Origin of the sequence: Murimonas intestini, assembly GCF_024622195.1 — a bacterium.
In the GTDB taxonomy this organism is placed as follows: domain Bacteria; phylum Bacillota; class Clostridia; order Lachnospirales; family Lachnospiraceae; genus Murimonas; species Murimonas intestini.
The window spans coordinates 200179-222495 of record NZ_JANKBI010000004.1 but is presented as its reverse complement, the minus strand read 5'-3'; the positions used below and the strand labels follow the sequence as shown (position 1 = coordinate 222495).

The following is a 22317-nucleotide window of genomic DNA, read 5'->3' as shown; positions in this document are numbered from 1 at the left end:
ATGGCTGACAGCATTACAGGTATTTTGTCGCTCCTTATATTGATCGGAGTAGGTTTCTGTATAGCAGGAAAAGAGTGGTTCGGGGAAAAGGGCAGGGATGTTGTATCTAAATTCTGCGTCAGGCTGGCAATTCCCTGCTATATGTTCTGCAATGTATTATCTGCATGTGAGAGCAGGGAGAAGCTTATCGAGATGTGCCGGGCGCTGCCGGCGCCTCTGGCTAATATACTTATATGTACGGGGCTGGCGCTGCTGCTGGCTAAGGCGGGCAGAGTCCCCCGGGGACGGAGAGGCGTATTTATTAATGCAGCTGCATTTTCAAATACAGTGATCGTTGGCTTTCCGGTCATTATGGCTCTTCTGGGAGAGGCGGCAATGCCGGACGCCATGGTATACTATATGGCCAACACAGTACTGTTCTGGAGCCTGGGTACATGGCTGCTGCGCAGAGATGCAGGGATCAGAGAAAGGATACAGATAAGAAAATTCTTTTCCCCGGCCATCATAGGACTGCTTGCGGGAATAGCGGCGGTCCTTGCAGGCATCACGCTGCCGCCATTTATCATGTCTCCTGTCACTTATCTGAAAAATACAGTGACGCCGCTGGCAATGATATTTATTGGCTGTGTGATCCGTACAAATGGAAGAAAAGATATCAGGCCGTCAAGAGAGCTTGTATGGATCCTTATTTTCAGATATCTGGCATCGCCGGCACTTATGATCGCTGCCTGCAGCATGATAGACCTGCCCGTTTCCATGAAACAGGTTTTCTGCATTATGACTGTGATGCCGGCAATGACGCAGCTGGGCATCATGTCAAAAGAGAGCGGAAGCGATTATGGTTTTGCATCTGTAGTGATCACAGTCACGACTGCACTCAGTATGGTACTGATCCCCATCTATATGGAATTGTTCAGGCTGCTGCTGTGAAATGAAAGATATATGGTGAAGAGGACAGGATCAGGAAATGAATTTTTAATTTTAGGAGGGCATTATTTATGCATGCAATTGAGAAGATACTCGCCAGAGCCGGCGGAAGGGAAGAGGTACATACAGGAGAGATCGTGATGGCAAAGATCGATTTTGCTGAGATCAATGATCTTTACCTGCAGACGATTAATTCATTTTATGAGATGGGCGGTGAGAAGGTGTGGGACCCTGAGAGAGCGGCATTTGTCTTTGACCATTATGCTCCCTGCCCCACAGTGAACGCGGCGGAAAATCACAGACAGATGAGAAGCTTTGCAGTACGGCAGGGGCTTAAATACCACTTTGATATCAACGCCGGTGTATGCCACCAGGTCATGCCTGAGGCAGGGCTTGTCTATCCGGGAATGATACTGGCTGCTACTGATTCCCATACAACGACACATGGGGCGTTTGGAGCTTTCGGGACAGGAGTGGGGGCTACTGATATGGCAGCTGTACTTCTGACGGGGGAGCTGTGGATGCGGGTTCCTGAAATTATTGAGATACGTATAGAAGGAAAACCGGACCGGAGCACTATGCCCAAGGATGTGATCTTATATGTGCTGGGTCAGATGAAAGCTGACGGGGCAGTTTATAAAGGTATAGAATTTACAGGCAGCTATGTAGAGCAGCTGGGGGTTCCGGGCAGGATGGTGCTCTGCAATATGGCAGTGGAGATGGGGGCCAAGACAGCTTATATGCAGCCAAATGAGGAAGTCCTTTCCTATGTGTCACAGAGGGCAGTAAGGCCTTATGAGGTGCAGGAGACAGACCCTGACTTCCAGTATGCGGAGAGATATATCTTCAATGTGGATGGCCTGGGGCCGCAGATAGCAGTCCCTTACAGCGTAGATCACGTAAAACCTCTGGCAGAACTGGAAAAAATCATGGTTGACCAGGTTCTGATAGGTACCTGCACGGGAGGGCGGACAGAAGACATTGGGACAGCAGCGGGGATACTGCGGGGTAAAAGGATAGCGGAGGGTGTGCGGCTGGTAGTGATCCCTGCCTCCACAGAGGTTATGCGTGAATGCCTTGATAAAGGATATATACAGGAACTGCTGGATGCAGGAGCCACACTTTCAACTCCGGGCTGCGGGCCGTGCCTGGGCGCCCATGAGGGAGTCATAACAGCAGGGGAAGTATGTGTGACTACATCTAACAGGAATTTTCCGGGGCGGATGGGAAGCAGGGAGGGCAGGCTGTATCTGGCATCCCCGGCGGTGGCCGCCGCATCTGCCCTGAAGGGATATATTGCATCTGTCTGACAAAGCCGCAGTTTATATATGGAGGGAATTTATCATGAAGACAAAATATCAGGCGCCTGTACTGGTGCTGGGTGACAATATTGATACGGACCAGATCTATCCGGGACGGTTCCTGGATCTGTCTGAGCCGGAGAAAGTGGGAAAGCACTGCTTCGCGGGCATAGACGAACAAATATCAGAAGCATTTCCGAAAGGCGGGATCGTGGTGGCAGGAAGAAATTTTGGCTGCGGCTCCAGCAGGGAGCATGCGCCTATTGCGATGCTGAATATGGGGGCATCACTTGTGATCGCAGATTCATTTGCCCGCATTTTTTTCAGGAATGCCATTAATCTGGGGCTTCCTGCCATAGTGTGCAGGGGACTGGCACAGAAGGCGGAAAATGGTGATATCCTGGAAGTTGATCTGGAGCAGGGCACTGTGGTCCTTAAGAGGACAGGCCAGGTGTTTACGGCTGAGAAGCTGGGAGAGAAGGCTCTTGAGATTCTGAATGCCGGCGGAATCAAGCCGATGATGAGATCAATGTATCAAAGGTAAAGGAAGAAAACAGCGGACAGGCAGTCTTGACAAATGCGGGCAGCCATGTTATGTTGGTAGATAATTAGAGATAAATCCTGGCAGCAGGGACGCGGGGCGTGCCTGAACTGCATACGGGAATGCAGTATGTTCCTGTAGGTGATTGTCTCAAAACAGACAGAAGGCTCTGCCTTCGTAATGATTGGAGATGGAAAGATGAGCATAGATTTCTGCAGATAATGAATAACATTATGGACGGGCGCAGCAGCCCAGCGTATAATAAAGGCTCGGGTATACAAATGGTGTACCTGTCTGCTGTGCCCTGCAGGAATCTACTTTCATCTGTTTAGAAGCATGAGGTGCAGTGTATGCATCAGACCGTGCAAAGAAGCGCAGGAAGGTATTTCCTGCGCTTTTTATAATGCGGCAGTACCTGGAGCATTTTTCAAACATGCTTTGGCGCTTGCAGGAAAACTGCCGCGGATGTACGGAGGCAGAATTATATGGCACAGATCAATGTGAGTAATTTAACGTTTTGTTATGAAGGAAGCTATGACAATATCTTTGAAAATGTCTCTTTCAGGATAGATACCGGCTGGAGGCTGGGATTTATTGGGCGGAACGGAAAAGGCAAGACAACATTTTTGAAGCTGCTCATGGGAAAACTGGAATATGAGGGCAGCATCAAGTCACCCACAGTATTTGAGTATTTCCCTTTTGATACAGGGGATATATCCAGGAATACTCTGGATGTGATAGAGGGGATCCATCCGGATTATGAATTGTGGATGCTCTGCCGGGAACTGGATCTGCTGGATGTGGATGCAGAGGTCCTGTACAGGCCCTTTGAGACACTGAGCAATGGGGAGAGGACGAAGGTGCTGCTGGCGCTGCTCTTTTCCAGGGAAAATGAATTTCTTCTGATCGATGAACCTACAAACCATCTGGATGGCGAAGCCAGAGAGAAAATCATGGAATACCTGAAAAAGAAGAAAGGGTTTCTGCTCGTCTCCCATGACAGACATTTTCTGAATGGATGTGTGGATCACATTCTTGCTCTGAACAAGACAAATATAGAGATACAGCAGGGCAATTTCGATACATGGCAGCAGAATAAGAAGCTCCAGGATGAATTTGAGATGGCTGAAAACAGAAAGCTTCAGAAGGATATCGCCAGGCTGACAGAGGCAGCTGCAAGGACGGCGGGCTGGTCAGACAAAATAGAGAAAACAAAATTTGGAGGGGACGGGTTGGGCCCTAAACCGGACAGAGGGTTTATCGGACATAAATCCGCTAAAATGATGAAGCGGGCAAAAGCCGTGGAGGGAAGGATTAGCGGAGCTGCCGAAGAAAAGAAAAAACTGCTTAAAAATATAGAAGAAGAGGAAGAAATCAAATTATTTCCTCTCGTATACCATAAAGAAGTACTTATTGAGGCAAAAGACCTTTCCCTGTCATATGATGGAAAGACAGTCTGTTCTCATGTGAACTTTGCCCTGCGCAGGGGGGAGAGGATCGCGCTCGCTGGAAAAAACGGATGCGGGAAGTCAACTCTGCTGAAGAAAATCATGGGTGAAGATATAGAGACAGGCGGAGAACTGAGGGTGGGGAGCGGCCTGATCATTTCTTATGTCCCTCAGGATGTCAGCGGCCTGAAAGGGCGTCTGGAGGACTTTGCCGAACAGAACGGGATTGACGGCACTCTGTTTCGGGCGCTTCTTCGGAAACTGGATTTCTCAAGAGTTCAGTTTGAGAAGCGGATGGAGGACTACAGCCAGGGCCAGAAGAAAAAAGTGATGCTGGCAAGAAGCCTGTGCCAGCAGGCACATCTCTATATTTGGGATGAACCCCTCAATTATATTGATATTTTTTCAAGGATACAGCTGGAAAATCTGATCCTTAAATATCATCCGGCAATGATTTTTGTGGAGCATGATAAAGCTTTTGTGGAAAAAACAGCGTCAGATGTGATATACTTACAGAATTAAGCAGAAGCCGGATAAGCCCGGCACGCGGAAATAATGTATAAACCTGGGAGGTATAAGCAGATGAAGGCAGGAATAGTCGGTTCAGGAAAAATAGTGAAGGAATGCCTGAGGGCAATAGACGGCGCTGCCGGTGTGCAGGCAGCGGCCGTCTGTGTGAGAGAAGGCAGCCGCAGTAAGGGTAAAGAGCTGGCAGAAAAACATGGCATCCCGCTTGTATGTACTGATTATGAGGAATTTTTAAAGCTTGACAGCCTGGACATCATCTATATAGGGATAATAAACAGCATGCACTATGAGTATGCTAAAAAAGCGCTGGAGCATGGGAAGAATGTTATACTGGAAAAGCCCATGACTACAAGTGCCGCTGAAATGGCACAGCTGGCAGGTATTGCAAAGGAGAAGGGGGTATTCCTGTTTGAGGCGATCACCACTCTTCATTATCCCACATTTGCTTTTATTAAAGAGCAGATATCAAATATCGGGGATATAAAAATGGTACAATGTAATTTTTCGCAGTATTCAACCAGATATGACAATTATCTGGCGGGTGTGGTGCAGCCGGTTTTTGACCCGAAGCTGTACGGAGGAGCACTGTATGACATAAATGTCTATAATCTGCATTTTGTGACAGCGCTGTTTGGAAGGCCGGAGAAGATCAGCTACCATTATAACAGCGGGTATAATGGGGTGGACACGTCCGGTACACTCATTCTGGAATATCCGGGAATGGTGGCGTCGTGCACTGCGGCAAAGGATTCCTACAGCCCCTGCTTCGGGGTGATACAGGGGACGAAAGGCTATGTGCAGGTGGACGGAAGTGTCAGTTTGTGTACCCTGGCCAGGTCAGTCACAGATCAGGGAGAATTGACATTTGCATGTCCGGAGGCGGCCAGCCGCATGTGCTTTGAGTGGGAAGCTTTTGCTGATATGTACGCCAGGAAGGATTTGGAGGAATGTTATAAACTTCTGGAGCACTCTGTCATGGTGATGGAGCTTCTGGAAGCAGCCAGGGAAAATGCAGGGCTGCGTCTCGGCTGAGACGGAAGAAGCAGACGGCGCATGCAGAAATGCCGGAGCGTGTGTGCCGGGTTAGAAATAAGAAGGCGGGAGAATGAGATGAAAATATTATTGATTGTAGATCAGTTTGACAATGGAAATAACGGGACGACAATGACATCCCAGAGGCTGTATGAAGGGCTGAAGGAGCTGGGCCATGAGGTGCGTGTGGTAAGCACGGGAGAGAGCAGGAAAGATAAATATGTAGTAAAAGAATATTATCTTACGCCAATTGTACACCACATAGTGACAAAGCAGGGGATGACATTTGCAAAGCCTGATGAGAATATCCTGAGAGAGGCCATAGGCTGGGCAGAGCTGGTGCACTTTATCCTGCCCTTCCAGCTGGCAAGCCGCGGCCTTGCAATAGCAAAAGAGCTGGGAGTGGTGCACACGGCGGCATTCCATCTGCAGCCGGAGAATATCACATACACTCTGGGAATGGGGACATCACCAGGGGTCAATAAGAAGCTTTATCAGTTTTTTTACAGTCATTTCTATCGTGAATTTACACATATCCACTGTCCCAGTGAGTTTATAGCGGGAGAGCTGAAGAAAAACGGATATGAGGCAAAGCTTCATGTTATTTCTAACGGAGTGGACCCGGATTTTGTATATGAGAAAAAGGAAAAGCCGGCAGAGCTGCAGGGCAGGTTTGTCATCGTCATGGTTGGCAGATATTCAAATGAAAAGCGCCAGGATGTGCTGCTGGAGGCAGTGAGGCTCTCGCGTTTCTCTGACAGGATCCGGGTGGTCCTGGCCGGACAGGGTCTGAACCATCATAAATATGAACGTCTTGGAAAGAAACTCCCGAATCCTCCTATCCTGAAGTTCTACAGCCATGAGGGGCTTCTGGATGTCCTTGCATGGTCAGATCTCTATGTGCACGCGGCTGATGCTGAGATCGAGGCCATTTCATGTCTTGAGGCCATAGCCAGGGGCCTTGTCCCGGTTATCGCGGACAGTGAGAAATCAGCGACACCCCAGTTTGCACTTGATGAGAGAAGCCTGTTTGAAGCCGGAAACAGCCGTGACCTGGCGGAAAAGATAGATTACTGGATAGAGCAGGATGAAGAGCGCAGGCGGATGGAAAAGGTATACAGTGAGCATGCTATGAAATATAATCTGAAATCGTGTGTGAAAAAGATGGAGGAGATGTTCACGGAGGCTCTCATGGAAGATGAACAGTGGCAGTCTCAGGAAGCGGGAGTGGATTATGCGGGATATTGAGGAAGAGCATATCGTAAAAATGTGGACGCCGATTCCTTTCAGGATCAGTGAAAAATATAAATTTTTTCCGGGCAGCCTGTTATTTAAGGCGGCAGGAGGAATATTAAAGACAGTGATCTTTTTGATCGTCACGATTCTGGGCCGGGCAGTGTGGGGACTTAAGATCGAGGGCAGAGAAAACTTCAGGAAGGTGAAAGGCGGTATGGTGACTGTCTGCAATCATGTGCATATGCTGGACTGTGTATTTCTGGCAAGTGCACTGAGAGAGAGGCATGTCTGTTTTCCAACTCTCCAGTCCAATTTCCAGATACCTGTCATACGCCATATCATAAGGCTGCTGGGGGCGGTGCCTATACTGGAGTCTAAAAAAGGATTTAAGAAAACCATGGAACAGCTCGAAGGATATTTAAAAAAAGGCGGCATAGTCCATCTTTACCCGGAGACAGTGCTGCATCCATACTGCCGGGAGCTGAGAGGTTTCCACAGAGGCGCATTTGTGCTGGCATATGACTGTGATGTACCTGTGCTGCCTATGGTTGTCTCGTTCAGAATGCCGGGCAGGATAGCCAGGCTCTACAGGAGAAAGCCATATGTGACATTGAAGATCCTGGAGCCGGTAATGCCGGATAAAAGTGCGAAGAAAAAAGCTGAGAGTGAACGGCTGAAAAATGAAGTTTATAATAGAATGTGTGCTGCTCTTTAAAAAAGTGCTTGCAATTTAAAAAAAGTATGTTATAGTAGTTATAGAACAAACAACAAACCTGTGTGTTCATTAACGGACGGAGGAGGTTCTATTATGAATATTAATAAATTTACGCAAAAATCACTGCAGGCAGTGAACGATCTGGAGAAGATCGCTTATGAATACGGCAATCAGGAGGTGGAGCAGGAACATCTGCTGTACAGCCTTTTAAATCAGGAAGACAGCCTGATCTTAAAATTAATTGAAAAGATGGAGATAGATAAAGAGCATTTTGCCAGAAACGTTGAAAATGCTCTTGCCAAAAGGACTAAAGTCTCAGGCGGTCAGCCTTATATCGGCCAGCATCTGAATAAAGTCCTGGTCAGCGCCGAGGATGAGGCCAAGGCTATGGGAGATGAATACGTCTCTGTGGAGCATTTATTCCTGGCAATGATAAAATATCCGAATCCTGCAATTAAGGAGATATTCAGGGAATATGGGATCACGAGAGACAGGTTCCTGCAGGCGCTGTCAACAGTTAGAGGCAACCAGAGAGTCACAACTGACAATCCGGAAGCCACATATGACACCCTGAACAAATATGGACAGGATCTGGTAGAAAAAGCCAGGGACCAGAAGCTTGACCCCGTTATCGGGCGTGACTCAGAAATAAGGAATGTGGTACGTATCCTCTCCAGAAAGACGAAGAACAATCCGGTCCTTATCGGTGAGCCCGGCGTGGGCAAAACAGCCGTGGTGGAAGGCCTGGCCCAGCGTATAGTCCGGGGAGATGTGCCGGAGGGACTGAAAAATAAGAAGATATTTTCACTTGATATGGGTGCGCTGGTGGCAGGAGCCAAGTACAGAGGCGAGTTTGAGGAACGTCTTAAAGCTGTTCTGGAAGAAGTCAGAAAGAGTGACGGTGAGATCATTCTTTTTATAGATGAGCTTCACCTGATCGTGGGAGCGGGCAAGACAGACGGCGCCATGGATGCGGGAAATATGCTTAAACCCATGCTGGCCCGCGGTGAACTGCACTGTATCGGGGCTACCACCCTGGATGAATACCGGCAGTATATTGAGAAGGATGCAGCGCTTGAGAGAAGGTTCCAGCCTGTGATGGTTGATGAACCAAGCGTGGAAGATACTATTTCCATCCTGAGAGGATTAAAGGAGAGGTATGAGGTATACCATGGCGTTAAGATAACTGACGGCGCACTTGTGGCTGCAGCCACTTTATCCCACCGCTATATCTCAGACCGTTTCCTGCCTGATAAGGCTATCGACCTGGTAGATGAGGCCTGCGCCCTGATTAAGACAGAGCTGGATTCTATGCCTGCGGAGCTGGATGAGCTTCAGAGAAAGATCATGCAGATGGAGATCGAGGAGGCTGCCCTTAAGAAAGAGACGGATAAGCTCAGCCAGGACAGGCTGAGTGTCCTTCAGAGGGAGCTGGCAGAGCAGAGGGATGAATTTAACAGTAAAAAGACTCAGTGGGACAATGAGAAGCATTCAGTGGACAGACTCTCCAAGCTGCGTGAACAGATCGAGGCCATGAATAAAGAAATAGAGATGGCCCAGAGAAATTACGACCTGAACAGGGCGGCGGAGCTTCAGTATGGTGAACTGCCAAAGCTTCAGCAGGAGCTGTCAATAGAAGAAGAGAAGGTTAAAAGCCAGGATCTTTCTCTGGTGCATGAGAATGTCACAGATGAAGAGATTGCCCGTATTATTTCCAGATGGACGGGAATTCCTGTCTCCAAGCTGACAGAAGGGGAGAGGACTAAAATCCTGGGGCTGGATGATGAGCTGCACAAACGTGTCATAGGCCAGGATGATGGTGTATCAAGAGTAACAGATGCCATCCTCCGCTCAAAAGCAGGTATTAAGGATCCTACAAAGCCGATCGGTTCGTTCTTATTCCTGGGCCCCACAGGCGTGGGCAAGACGGAGCTGGCTAAAGCCCTGGCGGAATGCCTGTTTGATGATGAACAGAATATGGTCCGCATTGATATGAGTGAGTATATGGAGAAATATTCTGTGTCCAGGCTGATCGGAGCGCCTCCCGGATATGTAGGTTATGAGGAGGGCGGACAGCTTACGGAGGCTGTCAGAAGAAAACCGTATTCAGTAGTGCTTTTTGATGAAATAGAGAAAGCACATCCTGATGTATTTAATGTGCTGCTCCAGGTACTGGATGACGGGCGTATCACGGATTCCCAGGGGAGAACAGTAGACTTTAAAAATACAATTCTCATTATGACCTCAAATATCGGATCAGCCTACCTGCTGGAGGGCATCCAGGAGGACGGCAGTGTCAGGGAGGAAAATGAAGAGATGGTCATGAATGACCTGCGGGCTCATTTCAGACCGGAATTCCTGAACCGTCTTGATGAGATCATTATGTTCAAACCGCTGACAAAGGACAATATCGGCCACATTGTGGACCTGATGATGGCTGACTTAAACAGGAGGCTGGAAGATCAGGAGATCAGTCTGGAGTTGACAGATGAAGCAAAAGATTATATCATAGAAGGCGGCTACGATCCGGTATACGGAGCAAGACCTCTGAAGAGGTTCCTGCAGAAGAATGTGGAGACTCTTGCAGCGAGGCTGATCCTTTCCGGAGAGATCGGAGCCGGTGATACGATACTTCTTAAAGTAACTGATGGAAAATTAACGGCGGTGAGAAAAGAGAAATGATACCAAAAGACCCGGTGATATTGCTGAGTTATGTCAATACCCAGCTGAGAGATTATTATCCCAGCCTGGATGAGATGTGCCGCAGCCTGTCCGTGGACGGAAGGCAGATCGTGGAGGCTCTGAAGGGAATCGACTACGAGTACGATGCTAACAGCAATCAATTTATTTAGTTGTTAAAGGGAAGTGCCATTGCGGCACTTCCCTTTAATCGCAGATAGCCTGAATTATTTTACAAATTATTTTACGATTTTATTAGCAGCCTCTAAGTATAACGTAACTGTCTGGCTTTCTTTATTTTTGTAATAGCTTCTGATTTCAAATGACTGGCCATCCTGATTTTGAAAGAGCGCCAGACTTAATAATAAATATTTTTTACCAGGTGAATATACCTTGTTGAAGCTATAACCATCCTTTTCTATTTCCTGGCTCCTGTAAACCATAGTGTCTATTGGCAGGGAATCTAGAATTTTATTTAGCCCTTCTCCAATTTCCTTATAATTTTGGGAGTTTACATCTACCAAATATCCTACGCTGGCCAGATATTCTGTCTCATCTTCATGGTTCAATGGCGAAAATATGCAGCAAAGGTGTGCATCGCACTCCAATTCTTCAATGTAGCAGTAGGGCTCTTTTGACACGGAATATACTGTTTGCTGTTTTTCAAACTGTCCTTCCTCAAGGCCAAGATTTTTCAGAAATTCTTCTTTGCTGAGCATTGAATCATCAGTTATTGTTCCCCAATAGTTATTTTGATAATAAATACCGTCATCGTGGAAAAATACATCCTTTACTGATTCAACATGATGCAGCTTTTCGTGCTTCTCCACGCATCCATATAGTAACAAGCCGGAAGCCAGCAGTAATATTAAAAACAGAAAGTTTCTTTTCAACTTAACCCTCCCAGCTCCCTTCAATGTCAGGTACTAATAGTTTATCCTATCTTTAAAGTTATAGGTGACTCCAAAATACTTACTTCCATTACAATTATAATTAAAAGTTACGTTTAAATAATTTTCATGTTCATAAATTCGAGTATAAAGCATTGTGTTTCCTGGCCAACTACGTGTATTAGTGTAGTTAATCTGATTGAGGTTGAATGTGGTTCTCTGCCCTGATAGTTCGTATAATACATTCTCTCTTTCAGGTATCTGACTTGGATAAGAATACTTATCAGCATAAACTCTATAGTACATATCCAAATTTCTTAATGAATTTACATTACTATTAGTACTCTGGACAATACATCTTGCTCCTAATGGATAAAACATTGCTTTAGATATAGTATCCCGTACAACCACAATTTCACCATAAACCGTAACATAACTATCACTTTGACTATAGCCAAAAGGTAAAGTATCTGTGCTATTTGCTACATATGCATTTATTAAGTTTCCATCATCATCCACAGCATAGGGTACTGCTATAGTAATTTTTGACATTCCTATACCTAAGTCCTCGCTGTATAAAAAGGCTTTTTCTTCTCTTGAAACACTCCGTGTAAGTTCTCCACTTTGGAGATTGATTATCTGTACATCTTTACCCTTTATTCCTGTTTTTTCGAGTAAATATTCTGTATATTGCTGTTCAGACAATTTTGCATCATTATCTGCTGCTAAAGCCGGAATCGAAATTAAGTTAATTAATAAACTAAATACTAGAATACTGCACAAAACACTACTTATTCTCTTCATAGTCTATTCCCCCTGGCATGATATAGTCATAGCTAAATGAGCTATACTCATCATTAATAAGCTATATCGCTACTGGATGTAGGAGGTTTCCCCAGTATTGATACGTGTATAAGCCACTTCTTTTCACTTCTTTTCTTGTATAGTTATTCAAGTTTCGATTTTGTCTTGTTTATAAGAATTAATATTTAGTAGTCAGGACAAAAGCGGTGTTCCTCCTAAGGGGCGGCTTTGTCGACATATATTAAAGTTATCTTTTAGTTACACAAAAACTGAGATGGGATTAATTGGAAAATTGGTTAAAAAATAACTTGTTGACTCTAACTATAAAGTCACATTGTTAATATTTTTGGAAGTCATTGGAAGTCAACGGAATCATCTCCTTTAATTTCAATCGCACTATATTGTCTGATAATATAATATTACAAAATATAATAATTGTCAATATTGATGGTTTCGAATAAAAAGTTTGTATGTATAATATTATATATAAATTTATAAGATAAATAATAAAAAATTGCTAATTTATTATTGGATCTTATATATTATTTTGGCATCACAAAAATTTATAAAGATAATAATGAGAATACATTATAAATCAATACTAAATTAGTGGCTTTATCTTGAATAGATAACACATTTCAAAATATTTTATCGGAATATATATTAAAAAAATATAATTATTTTCGTTAAAATATACAATTTTTTTATTCAGCTATCAATAACTGGTATGTATTTCATCTATGCATCCTACTTGCGATTAAGTATTATAAGAACGTTCATAAATAGTTATTCAACAGGTCTGTGCATTTACTGCACAAACCGTAAAAAGTGATTCAAGGGTGAAAAGGCCCCATCGCCGAAGGCGATTTTAAATGGATTTTTACAGGAAACTGTGAGGGTACTGAATAGTTACATAAATATTAAAGATATTATCGATATTTGCTAAATATAAGCATACCTCACCAGATTAAATCATGTGATGTCACACTGAAATAATTTACTTGTAAAAACAACAAAATAATAGTAAAATAGTAAATAAAGTAAAGTAAAATGCAAAGTAAAACCAGTAAAATAAGTAAAATTAAGAAAATGCCAGGCTGAGAGGCCGGCAGGAGAGCTATGTGGGGCTGGTGCGGGCTGTTACGAAAATGATAAAGGGAATGAGGGTGTAATTATGGTAGGGATCAAAGATGTTGCAAAAGCGGCGGGGGTGTCGGTTTCAACGGTTTCCAATGCCTTAAACGGCAGAAAGAATGTGGGGGAGGAGACAAGGAATAAGATTCTTCAGCTCTGTGAGGAGATGCAGTATTTTCCCAATGCTGCGGGAAAGAATCTGAAGTCGGGTACGAGCAATACCATACTGTTTAATTTCAGCGATTTTGACAGGAGTTTTTACCTGAAAATCATTGAGGGGATCAATGATTATGCGAATGCGAATAATTTTGACCTGATGATCTGCACGAATAAATCATGTGAGAAATACATGAGAAGCAACCTGACAAGCGGGTGCATTACTCTTGATGTGAAGATGGGCAATGAGGTTATGAACAGGGCTGCAAATGAGAATTATCCTATTGTTGTGCTGGACCGGGTGCTGGATAATCCCCATATCAAAAGCATTGTAGTCAATAATTATGATCCCATGGTGGAGATGCTCCAGGGGGTGGTTGACAGAGGCTACAGGCGGTTCAGCTTTCTGGGCGGGCTGGAGAGTACAGATGACAACAGCGAGAGGTATCAGGCATTTCTGGATGTGATGGAAAAAAACTCCATTCCCTTCCAGCGGCGGAATTACTATTCCGGCGACTACAGGGAAAAGAGCGGATATACAGCAGCTAAGATCATGACTCTCTCAGGGGAGGTACCGGAGGTCATAGTATGTGCAAATGACAACATGGCTATAGGCGCGATCCGCGCATTCCACGAGAGCGGACTGAGGGTGCCCCAGGATGTGGCGGTGACAGGCTTTGATGACTGCGACCTGGCTGAAGCCATGGGCCTGACAACAGTCTGTATACCTAATTATGAGAGGGGATACATGGCAGCCCAGAGTCTTGTTGATATTATCAGAGGAAATTCAGATATGGAGACTCTCAAGATCTCGGCTTCAATAAAGTGGAGAAAGTCCGTGTGGGATAAAAGGCCGCGGAATATGGTAAAATAGGTCAAAAATGGTAAAATTAAGTAAAATAATAGTAAATAATTTTATTAAAAAATGAAAAAATGTATAATATAGCTTGAAGTCTAAAGGCTGATTATACATTTTTTTTGTAAAAATTTCTCAAAAATATGCAAGATAACGGAAAAACAAAGAAAAGCTATTGACATAATAGTAATTCTGCTGTATCATTCAAGTATAACGTTTTACAAAAGAAAACGAAAAGCCCGGGCCACGGGCTAAGATGGCCGGTAAATTTAAACTTACAATCTTATTAATCAAATCAAAGGAGGATATGATTATGAAATTGAAGAAAGTGACAAGTGTATTACTCGCAGCAGCTATGACAGCATCCATGGTATTGGCAGGATGCGGAAATTCATCCAGCGGTGAGACAAAGAAAGCTGAAGACAAGACAGAAGCAGCTAAGGAAACAGAAGCTCCCAAAGCTGATAAGGTTGAGACGGAAGCTGCCAAGACACAGAGCGGCGATGATGTAGAAAGCGCTAAGAAGATCATCCTTTTCCAGTCTAAAGTAGAGATCATCGACCAGCTGGAAGAACTGGCTGAAGCTTACGAAGACGAGACAGGCGTGGAAGTTGAAGTATGGGGAACTACAGGAGATGATTATTTCCAGCAGTTAAAGACAAAACTGGCAAACAATCAGGGACCTACAGTCTTCTCACTGGCTCCGGGAGCTGAATCAGTCCAGATGACATCTTACCTGGCAGACCTGAGCGATATCTCATTTGCGGACAAGATTGCAGAGGGCATGGGAAATGAGATCGACGGCAAGCTGGTAGGCATTCCTTACACAGCTGAAGGTTTTGGACTTGTCTATAACAAGAGCCTCTATGATCCTTCTAAAGTAACAGATACAGATTCACTCATCAAATATCTGGAAGAGCAGAAGGCGGCAGATATCAATGGGCTGGGACTTTCATCTGAGAGCTATTTCCTGATCGGACATATACTCAATACTCCGTTCGCACTTCAGGAAAATCCTGTAGAATTCGTACAGAAGCTGGGAGCCGGCGAAGTGAAGATGGCTGACACACCGGAATTCCAGGAATTCGCAAAACTTTATGCAGCAATCAGAGATAATTGTGTAAATCCTCTGGAGCAGACATATGATAAAGAGATCGGTGATTTTGCAACAGGAAAATCTGCAACTATCCATCAGGGCAACTGGGCAGCAGGCATGTTCGCTGATTACGAAATGGATTTCGAAATGGGACTTGCTCCGCTTCCTCTGGCAGGAAATGATAAACTTGCAGTAAGCGTTCCGACAGCATGGTATGTAAATTCACAGGCAACACCGGAAGAGCAGAAGGCAGGAAAAGAATTCCTTGAATGGCTGTATACAAGTGAAACAGGAACAGATTATCTCATGAATAAATTCGGTTTCATCCCTGTAGTAGATGGTATGGAAAACGAAAACATGGATGTTCTTTCACAGGATGTATCTAAATATATCGCAGACGGCAAGACAATCACATGGCCGATGAACGAATGGCCGGCAGGAAGTGTTGACGTTTACCTTGTACCAGTAGCTCAGGAGTTCTTCACAACAGATATGACACCGGAAGATTTCCTGGCAAAATTAGACGAGGCATGGGCTCAGGCAAGCAAATAAGCCTGCTGCTTAATGTGTAAGCAGCACCCCGCGGGACAGCGGCGTGTATTAGGAATCAAATAAGCCTGGCCGCATGGTCTGAAGGCTTACGGAGAAATGTTATATGAAAGTCTACGGCTTCCTGGCAAAACAGGAAGCCGTATGACTAAAAGCCGGTATGAACGGCAAGGAGTGATAAGAGATGAAGAAAAAGAAAACAGCAGGCTGGTATGCCTTGTTTACCCTCCCACTAATTTTTATATTCAGTTTAGTAGTCGTGATACCGTTCCTTATTGGTATTGGATATTCTTTCTTTTCATGGGACGGTCTTCCATTAAACCCCAAGATTTTTGTAGGATTTGAAAATTACGTTAATTTATTCAGTGACAGCAGATTTATGACATCAGCAGGACATACGGTATTATTTACAATATTCGCGATTATCCTGATCAATATACTGGGCCTTGCCTTTGCACTTATGGTAACAAGCAAACTGAGAGTGAAGAATGCAGCAAGAGCCATGCTTTTCATGCCGTACCTGATCGGTGGCCTGATCCTGGGTTATATCTGGAAATTTATATTTACGGATGCATTCCAGGCGATCGGTGAAGCCACAGGCCTCACAGGGATCTTTTTTAACTGGCTGCTCAACCCCAGGTTTGCTCTTGTAGCGCTTGTTATTGTAAGTACATGGCAGATGGCGGGATACATCATGATCATCTATATAACAGGAATTATGGGGATTCCGGATGATGTGATCGAAGCTGCACAGGTAGATGGAGCAGGTTTCTGGCAGACATTGTTCAGAATCAAGTTTCCTCTGATCATGCCGTCATTTACAATCTGTCTTTTCATGACACTGTCTAACTGTTTCAAGATCTTCGATGTAAACCTGTCCCTGACAGGCGGCGGACCCAGCAATGCAACAGAAATGTTCGCCATGAATATCTACAATGAAATATTCTCACTGAACAACTTTGGATACGGGCAGGCTAAGGCTATCGTATTCTTCCTGGTTGTCGCAGTTATTACAATGGTTCAGGTATCTATCACTAAGAAGAGGGAGGTAGAGATGCAATGACAAATACAGCGAAGACAAAAGTTCACAAGTCAAGAAGCGTTAAGAGCGTTATTTTAAACATAGCGGTAGTGGCATTGTGCCTCTGCTATCTGTTCCCGATCTACATTATCCTGGTGAATTCTTTTAAGAGCAGGAGCGAGCTCTACGATAACATACTGGCCATTCCCCAGAGCTTCAGTTTCCAGTATTATGCCAAGGCCATGGATAAGATGAATTTCCTGAGGGCTCTCAGCAATTCTGTTATAGTAACTGTCGTATCCATCCTGTTTATTATAGTTCTGGCTTCCATGACTGCATGGATGCTGGTGCGTGTGAATAATAAACTCAGTAAAGTTTTGTTCAATATTTTTGTAGCTACAATGCTGATCCCTTTCCAGACACTGATGATGCCTCTTATGCAGGAGATGGGCTGGATCCGCGATACACTGCATATCCCCATGATGGATACGCTGGGCGGCCTGATATTTATGAATATAGGTTTCGGGGCCAGTATGGCCGTGTTCCTCTTCCATGGATTTGTCAAGTCCATACCCGTATCACTGGAGGAGGCGGCAACGATCGACGGATGCAATAAATTCGGAGTATTCTGGAAGATCGTATTCCCCATGTTAAAACCCACAACAGTGACGGTCATGATCCTGGATGTTATCTGGATCTGGAACGACTACCTTCTGCCCTCACTAGTTCTGTCCAGCAAGGCGAACAGGACCATTCCGCTGTCCACCTTCTCTTTCTTCGGACAGTTTACGATCCAGTGGAACATGGCGATGGCAGGACTGATGCTCACCATCATCCCTGTAATTATTTTCTATCTCTGCGCCCAGAAATATATCATCAAGGGTGTCGCGGCAGGCGCAGTGAAGTAAGGAGAGACCTATGGCAACGAAATTTGTTTATGAAGTGGAAGGCCTGAGCCTTGATAATGATGCGCTTGTTCTGAATGAAACAGTATTCCATAACGCTAACGGATATATCGGCGTGCGGTCGAATTTCGAGGAAGGATATCCTCAGGGGTATGACTCTATCCGCGGTGAGTATATCAATGGTTTTTATGACATTGCGGAAATGAAGCAGGCGGAGAAGCTCTTCGGGTTTGTGGAAGAGAAGCAGACCATGCTGAATGTGGCAGACACACAGGGAATCTACCTGTCTGCAGATGGTGAGGAGTTCTCCATGTTTGAAGGAGAAGTGCTCTCCAGCAGAAGATATCTGGATATGGAGGGCGGATATACTGGCCGTGAAGTCACATGGCGTTCTCCTAAAGGCAGAGAAATGCGTATCACAGTCAAGAGGATGACCTCATTTGAAAAACTGACATTATTTACAATTGAGTATACAGTGGAAGCGCTGAACTTTGAAGGAAATGTGCTGCTGACCTCCACCCATATCGGGGATGTGAAAAACTACTGTAATCCTGATGACCCCAGGGTAGCGGGGGAAAGCTTCAACCACCTGGTGCCTGTCAGGGCAGCTCTGGAAGGAGGGGTATCATGTCTTGTGACAGATACATCAAAATCAGGGCTTACTGTGTGCACTGCCGTGAAAAATGTGCTTTCTAAAGAAGCAAAAGAAGAGTGTTTTGTGGCAGGGCACAGGGCAGTCTGCAGGTTATCCACATATATGGAAAAGGGAGAATGCATAACTCTTACAAAATATTCTGTGTTTGTGGACAGTATTCGTCATAAAGATGTGATGGAGGCTGCTAAGAAGGAACTGGAAGAGGCTCTGGAGCGTCCTATGAGTTACTGGTATCAGGCGCAGAAGGAATATCTGGACAAGTTCTGGAACCAGTCTTCTCTGGAGATAGAAGGGGATGACGATTTAAGCCTTGCTGTGCGCTATAACCTGTATCAGCTGGTACAGTCAGTGGGTAAAGATGAGCACTGCAATATTGCTGCAAAAGGACTGAGCGGCGAGGGATATGAAGGGCATTATTTCTGGGATACAGAAATGTATATGCAGCCATTCTTCACTCTCACTAACCCGAAAATAGCAAAAAATCTGATTGCCTACCGTTATTCTATCCTGGATGCTGCAAGAGATAATGCAAAGATCCTGGGCCATAAGAAGGGGGCGCTGTATCCCTGGAGGACTATCATGGGCAAGGAATGTTCGGGATATTATCCTTCCGGGACAGCCCAGTATCATATAAACGGTGATATAGCATATTCAGTGACTGCTTATTACCTTGCCACAAAGGATCTGGAATTCATAGCCGAAAAGGGTGCGGAGATCATCTTTGAGACAGCCAGGCTCTGGATGGATGTGGGGCACTTTTATAAAGGAAAGTTTGTGATCAATGCAGTGACAGGCCCTGATGAATATACGTGTATGGTAAATAATAATTATTTCACAAATGTGTCTGCCCAGTACAACCTGCATTGGGCCCTGCGTTTCTATGAACTTCTGGAGGATGCAGGCATGCTGGATAAGGTGAAGGCGAAGCTGGGACTGACAGAAGAGGAACTGGAAGGTTTTAAGAAAGCAGAAGAATGCATGTATCTTCCTTATGATGAAGAGCTTGGAATAAATCCCCAGGATGATTCTTTCCTCAGCAAGCCGGTATGGGATATAGAAAATACGCCGAAGGAAGATTTTCCGCTTCTGCTGCATTACCATCCGCTCCACCTGTACCGTTATCAGGTCTGCAAGCAGGCAGATACGGTTCTGGCACATTTCATATTTGAGGACGCACAGTCTTTAGAGACGATCAGGAAGTCCTTCGAGTACTATGAGAAAGTGACGACCCACGACTCTTCACTGTCCACATGTATCTACAGCATAGTGGCAAGCAAGCTGGGTCTGGATGACAAGGCCTATATGTACTTCGGGGACTCCGCGAAGCTGGATCTGTTCAACACTCATCATAATACAAAAGACGGTATCCACACAGCCAATATGGGCGGCAACTATATGGCCATCGTCTACGGGTTCGGAGGACTGCGTCTGAAAGAGACGGGACTTTACTTTGAGCCCTCCCTCCCGAAACAGTGGACAGGATATAAGTTCAAGATCAAATATGAAGGCAGCCAGATCCAGGTAGAGATCGATGAGAGCGGAAGTACCTTCAGGCTTGTTAAAGGGGATGCAAGAACCATCTTCGTATACGGAGAAGAGTATCTGGTGGAAGACAGTGTGAAAGTGCCCTTAAAGAGAGTGAGGTAAAATAAAGATATGAAATACAGAGCTATTATTTTTGACCTGGACGGCGTGATCTGCCATACAGACAAATATCATTACCAGGCATGGAAAGCCGTGGCAGATAAGCTGGGAATCTATTTTGACGAGGCCATCAACAACCGCCTCCGGGGAGTCAGCCGGATGGAGAGCTTCGAGATCATTCTGGAGCGCTATGAGGGCACCATGAGTGAAGAAGAGAAAGTCCGTTATGCCGCAGAAAAAAATGAGATATATAAAGAACTTCTGAAAAATATGACTCCCGGGGACCTGAGCCCTGAGGTAAAAGATACTCTGGATGCCCTGCGTTTGGCAGGCGCGAAGCTGGCTATCGGATCATCCAGCAAGAATGCCAGGTTCATTCTGGAGCGCCTGGGCCTTGACGGCTATTTCGATGCAATATCTGACGGAAACAATATCACTAATTCCAAGCCGGATCCTGAGGTGTTTGTAAAAGCCGCCAGTTTTGTGGGAGAGAAGCCGGAGGACTGCCTTGTGGTGGAAGACGCAAAAGCAGGGCTGGAAGCGGCTATAGCAGGAAAAATGGACTGTGCCGCCATCGGTGATGCCGTAAAGTGCGGGCTGGCAGATTATAATCTGGAAACATTTGCAGATTTGAAGAAAGTAGCTGAATAGGTAGATGATAAGATAAGAAGATGCCAAAACACTGCGGAAACGCAGGTCAGGCATCTTCTTTTTGTTACGGGGTGCTTTTTAAAATTTTCAGCCCCTTTTCCCCGCCAAAATGTGTCCCGTCTTTATCGTAGATAATATTGTATCTTTTGCCACGGAACCAGAGGTTTTCTACTCGGAAATATGTCCAATCCCGGGGAATAAGGGGATTCACTTGAAGCTCCCCATGTTTGCCCGGTCCGATGCCCAGAAGGTCATTGAGGACGAGGTCACAGAACATGGAATGGTTATAATCTTTGCCCCTCTCATATCCACCTGTTTCTCTCCTCCAGCCCTGTTTCTCTAATATCTGTCTGGCTGTCCATATCCCGGTGTCAGGATCCATATCCTCGTCGATCCAGGGGAGAACAGTGCCGTCATCTTTTTTCAGGTGCTGGCTCTGGGCATAGAGCTTCAGCCAGCTGTAATAGTCTTCAATGGTGATTACATCCTGCTGGTAATTTTTCAGCAGGACGGCAGCTGCCTTCAGGGTCTGGGTAGTTGCATAGGGCCACACAGGACCGTTCCAGAGGCACTCATGTTCATTTTCAAACATGTACCTGTGATGCCTCCGCTCTGCTGTTGTAAATCCAAATCTCCCGGCAAATCCGTTTTTTGTGAGAAGCTGGCTAAAAGCACTCTCATAGCCAGGGTCAGGAAGCCCAAAATACCACGGTATATATCCTAAGAGCTCTCTGACGTCACTGTCTTTATCAATAGGCCCAAAAGATTTTTCAGATGTCTCCTGTCCAGGATAGTTCATGGGTATGACACGGAAAAAGTCATTCCGCCAGAGGCAGTCCTGTACGTTTTTTTTGATCAGGAGCGCTTTCTGTTCAAAGGTGTCCTGGATTTCTTTTTGTCCGGCCAGTTCTGCATATCCGGCGATCGCTTTGGCGTCCCCGTACTGGTAAGAATTGAAGGTGGGACGCAGGCCGCTTCCGCTTATGGACATTTCCATGCAGTCCCTGTCATCATCAGACCAGCAGAGGCCGTATCCTGTCATGTGATTTTGCTCACGTACCTTATAATCCCGGATGAAATCCTGCAAAAGTCCTGTCCCTGTTTCAAAATCACCAGTGATCAGACTGTATTGCCAGGCGGCATGCGCGAGCCAGGAGCTGTAGGAAAATTGGTCTCCGCTGCCCTTCAGCCAGAATAACAGATAGTCTTTTAAATAAGTTTTTGCGTTTTTCAGCCATCTTCCCTCTTCCAGATGGAATCCGGCGGCACAGTTTATGGTATTATACGCCCCTGCCCAGGGGACAGGAGGCAGAAACTCTGTCACTACCATGCCCTCAGGTGTTTTTTTTAGATGTTTGCGGTATACCCACCAGCGAAAATAATAGATTTCTTCTATTGTTTTGTCAGGACAGTCCAGAAGGGGAATCTCCTGTCTTAGCCATTCCAGGGCTTCACCGTTTGGTATGGCCTGCCTGTAGATCTCTTCATCCTGGCTGTTAAATTGTTCAACGTAATTTTTTAGCTTTTCCTGCAGTTCTTTCATGAGTTT

At 45.3% G+C, this 22317-nt stretch carries 18 protein-coding genes; 15 read left to right on the top strand and 3 right to left on the bottom strand.

The features are described from left to right. The 9 genes from NSB28_RS08835 (at window position 1) to NSB28_RS08795 (ending at window position 10580) form a co-directional block, all read left to right on the top strand. On the top strand, window positions 1–930 hold the full coding sequence (locus NSB28_RS08835; RefSeq protein ID WP_187374315.1) for an AEC family transporter: 930 nt from the start codon (window positions 1–3) through the stop codon (window positions 928–930). 68 nt (window positions 931–998) lie between these two features. After that, a complete protein-coding gene (locus NSB28_RS08830) occupies window positions 999–2237 on the top strand; it encodes a 3-isopropylmalate dehydratase large subunit (protein ID WP_109626552.1) in 1239 nt (412 codons plus the stop codon). 34 nt (window positions 2238–2271) lie between these two features. Continuing rightward, window positions 2272–2772, top strand: a complete 501-nt coding sequence (locus NSB28_RS08825) for a LeuD/DmdB family oxidoreductase small subunit (RefSeq protein WP_109626551.1) — start codon at window positions 2272–2274, stop codon at window positions 2770–2772. Between the two features lie 482 nt (window positions 2773–3254). Then, window positions 3255–4739 (top strand): ribosomal protection-like ABC-F family protein, encoded by a 1485-nt coding sequence (gene abc-f, locus NSB28_RS08820; protein WP_109626549.1) that lies wholly within the window; start codon window positions 3255–3257, stop codon window positions 4737–4739. A gap of 60 nt (window positions 4740–4799) precedes the next feature. Further along, window positions 4800–5777 carry a Gfo/Idh/MocA family protein gene (locus NSB28_RS08815; RefSeq protein ID WP_257497642.1) on the top strand — a complete coding sequence of 326 codons (978 nt, stop codon included), beginning with the start codon at window positions 4800–4802 and terminating at the stop codon, window positions 5775–5777. Window positions 5778–5855: 78 nt separating this feature from the next. Then, window positions 5856–7025 carry a glycosyltransferase gene (locus NSB28_RS08810; RefSeq protein WP_109626674.1) on the top strand — a complete coding sequence of 390 codons (1170 nt, stop codon included), beginning with the start codon at window positions 5856–5858 and terminating at the stop codon, window positions 7023–7025. Continuing rightward, window positions 7012–7728: a lysophospholipid acyltransferase family protein gene (locus tag NSB28_RS08805; protein ID WP_187374313.1), complete on the top strand. Its 717-nt coding sequence runs from the start codon at window positions 7012–7014 to the stop codon at window positions 7726–7728. Before NSB28_RS08810 ends, NSB28_RS08805 begins: the two co-directional genes overlap by 14 nt. 93 nt (window positions 7729–7821) lie before the next feature. After that, window positions 7822–10410 carry an ATP-dependent chaperone ClpB gene (gene clpB, locus NSB28_RS08800; RefSeq protein WP_109626546.1) on the top strand — a complete coding sequence of 863 codons (2589 nt, stop codon included), beginning with the start codon at window positions 7822–7824 and terminating at the stop codon, window positions 10408–10410. Next, complete coding sequence (locus tag NSB28_RS08795) at window positions 10407–10580, top strand: DUF4250 domain-containing protein (protein WP_109626545.1); 174 nt, start codon at window positions 10407–10409, stop codon at window positions 10578–10580. Before clpB ends, NSB28_RS08795 begins: the two co-directional genes overlap by 4 nt. A 66-nt stretch (window positions 10581–10646) precedes the next feature. Here NSB28_RS08795 and NSB28_RS08790 read toward each other — a convergent pair whose 3' ends face one another. Continuing rightward, window positions 10647–11300 carry a hypothetical protein gene (locus tag NSB28_RS08790; protein ID WP_109626544.1) on the bottom strand — a complete coding sequence of 218 codons (654 nt, stop codon included), beginning with the start codon at window positions 11298–11300 and terminating at the stop codon, window positions 10647–10649. Between the two features lie 33 nt (window positions 11301–11333). Next, a complete protein-coding gene (locus NSB28_RS08785) occupies window positions 11334–12101 on the bottom strand; it encodes a hypothetical protein (protein WP_109626543.1) in 768 nt (255 codons plus the stop codon). A gap of 1174 nt (window positions 12102–13275) precedes the next feature. Between NSB28_RS08785 and NSB28_RS08780 the strand changes: the two genes are divergently transcribed. The 6 genes from NSB28_RS08780 (at window position 13276) to pgmB (ending at window position 20768) form a co-directional block, all read left to right on the top strand. After that, window positions 13276–14265 (top strand): LacI family DNA-binding transcriptional regulator, encoded by a 990-nt coding sequence (locus NSB28_RS08780; RefSeq protein ID WP_109626542.1) that lies wholly within the window; start codon window positions 13276–13278, stop codon window positions 14263–14265. Between the two features lie 295 nt (window positions 14266–14560). Further along, complete coding sequence (locus NSB28_RS08775; protein WP_207708149.1) at window positions 14561–15895, top strand: sugar ABC transporter substrate-binding protein; 1335 nt, start codon at window positions 14561–14563, stop codon at window positions 15893–15895. A gap of 181 nt (window positions 15896–16076) precedes the next feature. Next, the gene (locus NSB28_RS08770) at window positions 16077–16955 is read left to right on the top strand and encodes a carbohydrate ABC transporter permease (RefSeq protein WP_109626541.1); all 879 of its coding nucleotides are present in this window, start codon (window positions 16077–16079) and stop codon (window positions 16953–16955) included. Further along, entirely contained in the window at window positions 16952–17821 is an 870-nt protein-coding gene (locus NSB28_RS08765) for a carbohydrate ABC transporter permease (protein ID WP_109626540.1), read from the top strand. Before NSB28_RS08770 ends, NSB28_RS08765 begins: the two co-directional genes overlap by 4 nt. A gap of 10 nt (window positions 17822–17831) precedes the next feature. Beyond that, on the top strand, window positions 17832–20120 hold the full coding sequence (locus NSB28_RS08760) for a glycoside hydrolase family 65 protein (protein WP_109626539.1): 2289 nt from the start codon (window positions 17832–17834) through the stop codon (window positions 20118–20120). Between the two features lie 9 nt (window positions 20121–20129). Then, the gene (gene pgmB / locus NSB28_RS08755; RefSeq protein WP_109626538.1) at window positions 20130–20768 is read left to right on the top strand and encodes a beta-phosphoglucomutase; all 639 of its coding nucleotides are present in this window, start codon (window positions 20130–20132) and stop codon (window positions 20766–20768) included. Window positions 20769–20832: 64 nt separating this feature from the next. Here the strand turns inward: pgmB and NSB28_RS08750 are convergent, their stop codons facing one another. Next, window positions 20833–22311: an MGH1-like glycoside hydrolase domain-containing protein gene (locus NSB28_RS08750; protein ID WP_109626537.1), complete on the bottom strand. Its 1479-nt coding sequence runs from the start codon at window positions 22309–22311 to the stop codon at window positions 20833–20835. Window positions 22312–22317 lie beyond the last annotated feature (6 nt).

What these genes read in the sequence shown, in the direction of transcription:
- NSB28_RS08810 (WP_109626674.1), top strand. Translation starts at nt 5,856, where the DNA reads ATGAAAATATTATTGATTGTAGATCAGTTTGACAATGGAAATAACGGG.
- clpB (WP_109626546.1), top strand. Translation starts at nt 7,822, where the DNA reads ATGAATATTAATAAATTTACGCAAAAATCACTGCAGGCAGTGAACGAT.
- NSB28_RS08830 (WP_109626552.1), top strand. Translation starts at nt 999, where the DNA reads ATGCATGCAATTGAGAAGATACTCGCCAGAGCCGGCGGAAGGGAAGAG.
- NSB28_RS08750 (WP_109626537.1), bottom strand. Translation starts at nt 22,311, where the DNA reads ATGAAAGAACTGCAGGAAAAGCTAAAAAATTACGTTGAACAATTTAAC.
- NSB28_RS08780 (WP_109626542.1), top strand. Translation starts at nt 13,276, where the DNA reads ATGGTAGGGATCAAAGATGTTGCAAAAGCGGCGGGGGTGTCGGTTTCA.
- NSB28_RS08785 (WP_109626543.1), bottom strand. Translation starts at nt 12,101, where the DNA reads ATGAAGAGAATAAGTAGTGTTTTGTGCAGTATTCTAGTATTTAGTTTA.
- NSB28_RS08770 (WP_109626541.1), top strand. Translation starts at nt 16,077, where the DNA reads ATGAAGAAAAAGAAAACAGCAGGCTGGTATGCCTTGTTTACCCTCCCA.
- pgmB (WP_109626538.1), top strand. Translation starts at nt 20,130, where the DNA reads ATGAAATACAGAGCTATTATTTTTGACCTGGACGGCGTGATCTGCCAT.
- NSB28_RS08835 (WP_187374315.1), top strand. Translation starts at nt 1, where the DNA reads ATGGCTGACAGCATTACAGGTATTTTGTCGCTCCTTATATTGATCGGA.
- NSB28_RS08805 (WP_187374313.1), top strand. Translation starts at nt 7,012, where the DNA reads ATGCGGGATATTGAGGAAGAGCATATCGTAAAAATGTGGACGCCGATT.
- NSB28_RS08795 (WP_109626545.1), top strand. Translation starts at nt 10,407, where the DNA reads ATGATACCAAAAGACCCGGTGATATTGCTGAGTTATGTCAATACCCAG.
- NSB28_RS08825 (WP_109626551.1), top strand. Translation starts at nt 2,272, where the DNA reads ATGAAGACAAAATATCAGGCGCCTGTACTGGTGCTGGGTGACAATATT.
- NSB28_RS08765 (WP_109626540.1), top strand. Translation starts at nt 16,952, where the DNA reads ATGACAAATACAGCGAAGACAAAAGTTCACAAGTCAAGAAGCGTTAAG.
- NSB28_RS08775 (WP_207708149.1), top strand. Translation starts at nt 14,561, where the DNA reads ATGAAATTGAAGAAAGTGACAAGTGTATTACTCGCAGCAGCTATGACA.
- NSB28_RS08815 (WP_257497642.1), top strand. Translation starts at nt 4,800, where the DNA reads ATGAAGGCAGGAATAGTCGGTTCAGGAAAAATAGTGAAGGAATGCCTG.
- NSB28_RS08760 (WP_109626539.1), top strand. Translation starts at nt 17,832, where the DNA reads ATGGCAACGAAATTTGTTTATGAAGTGGAAGGCCTGAGCCTTGATAAT.
- abc-f (WP_109626549.1), top strand. Translation starts at nt 3,255, where the DNA reads ATGGCACAGATCAATGTGAGTAATTTAACGTTTTGTTATGAAGGAAGC.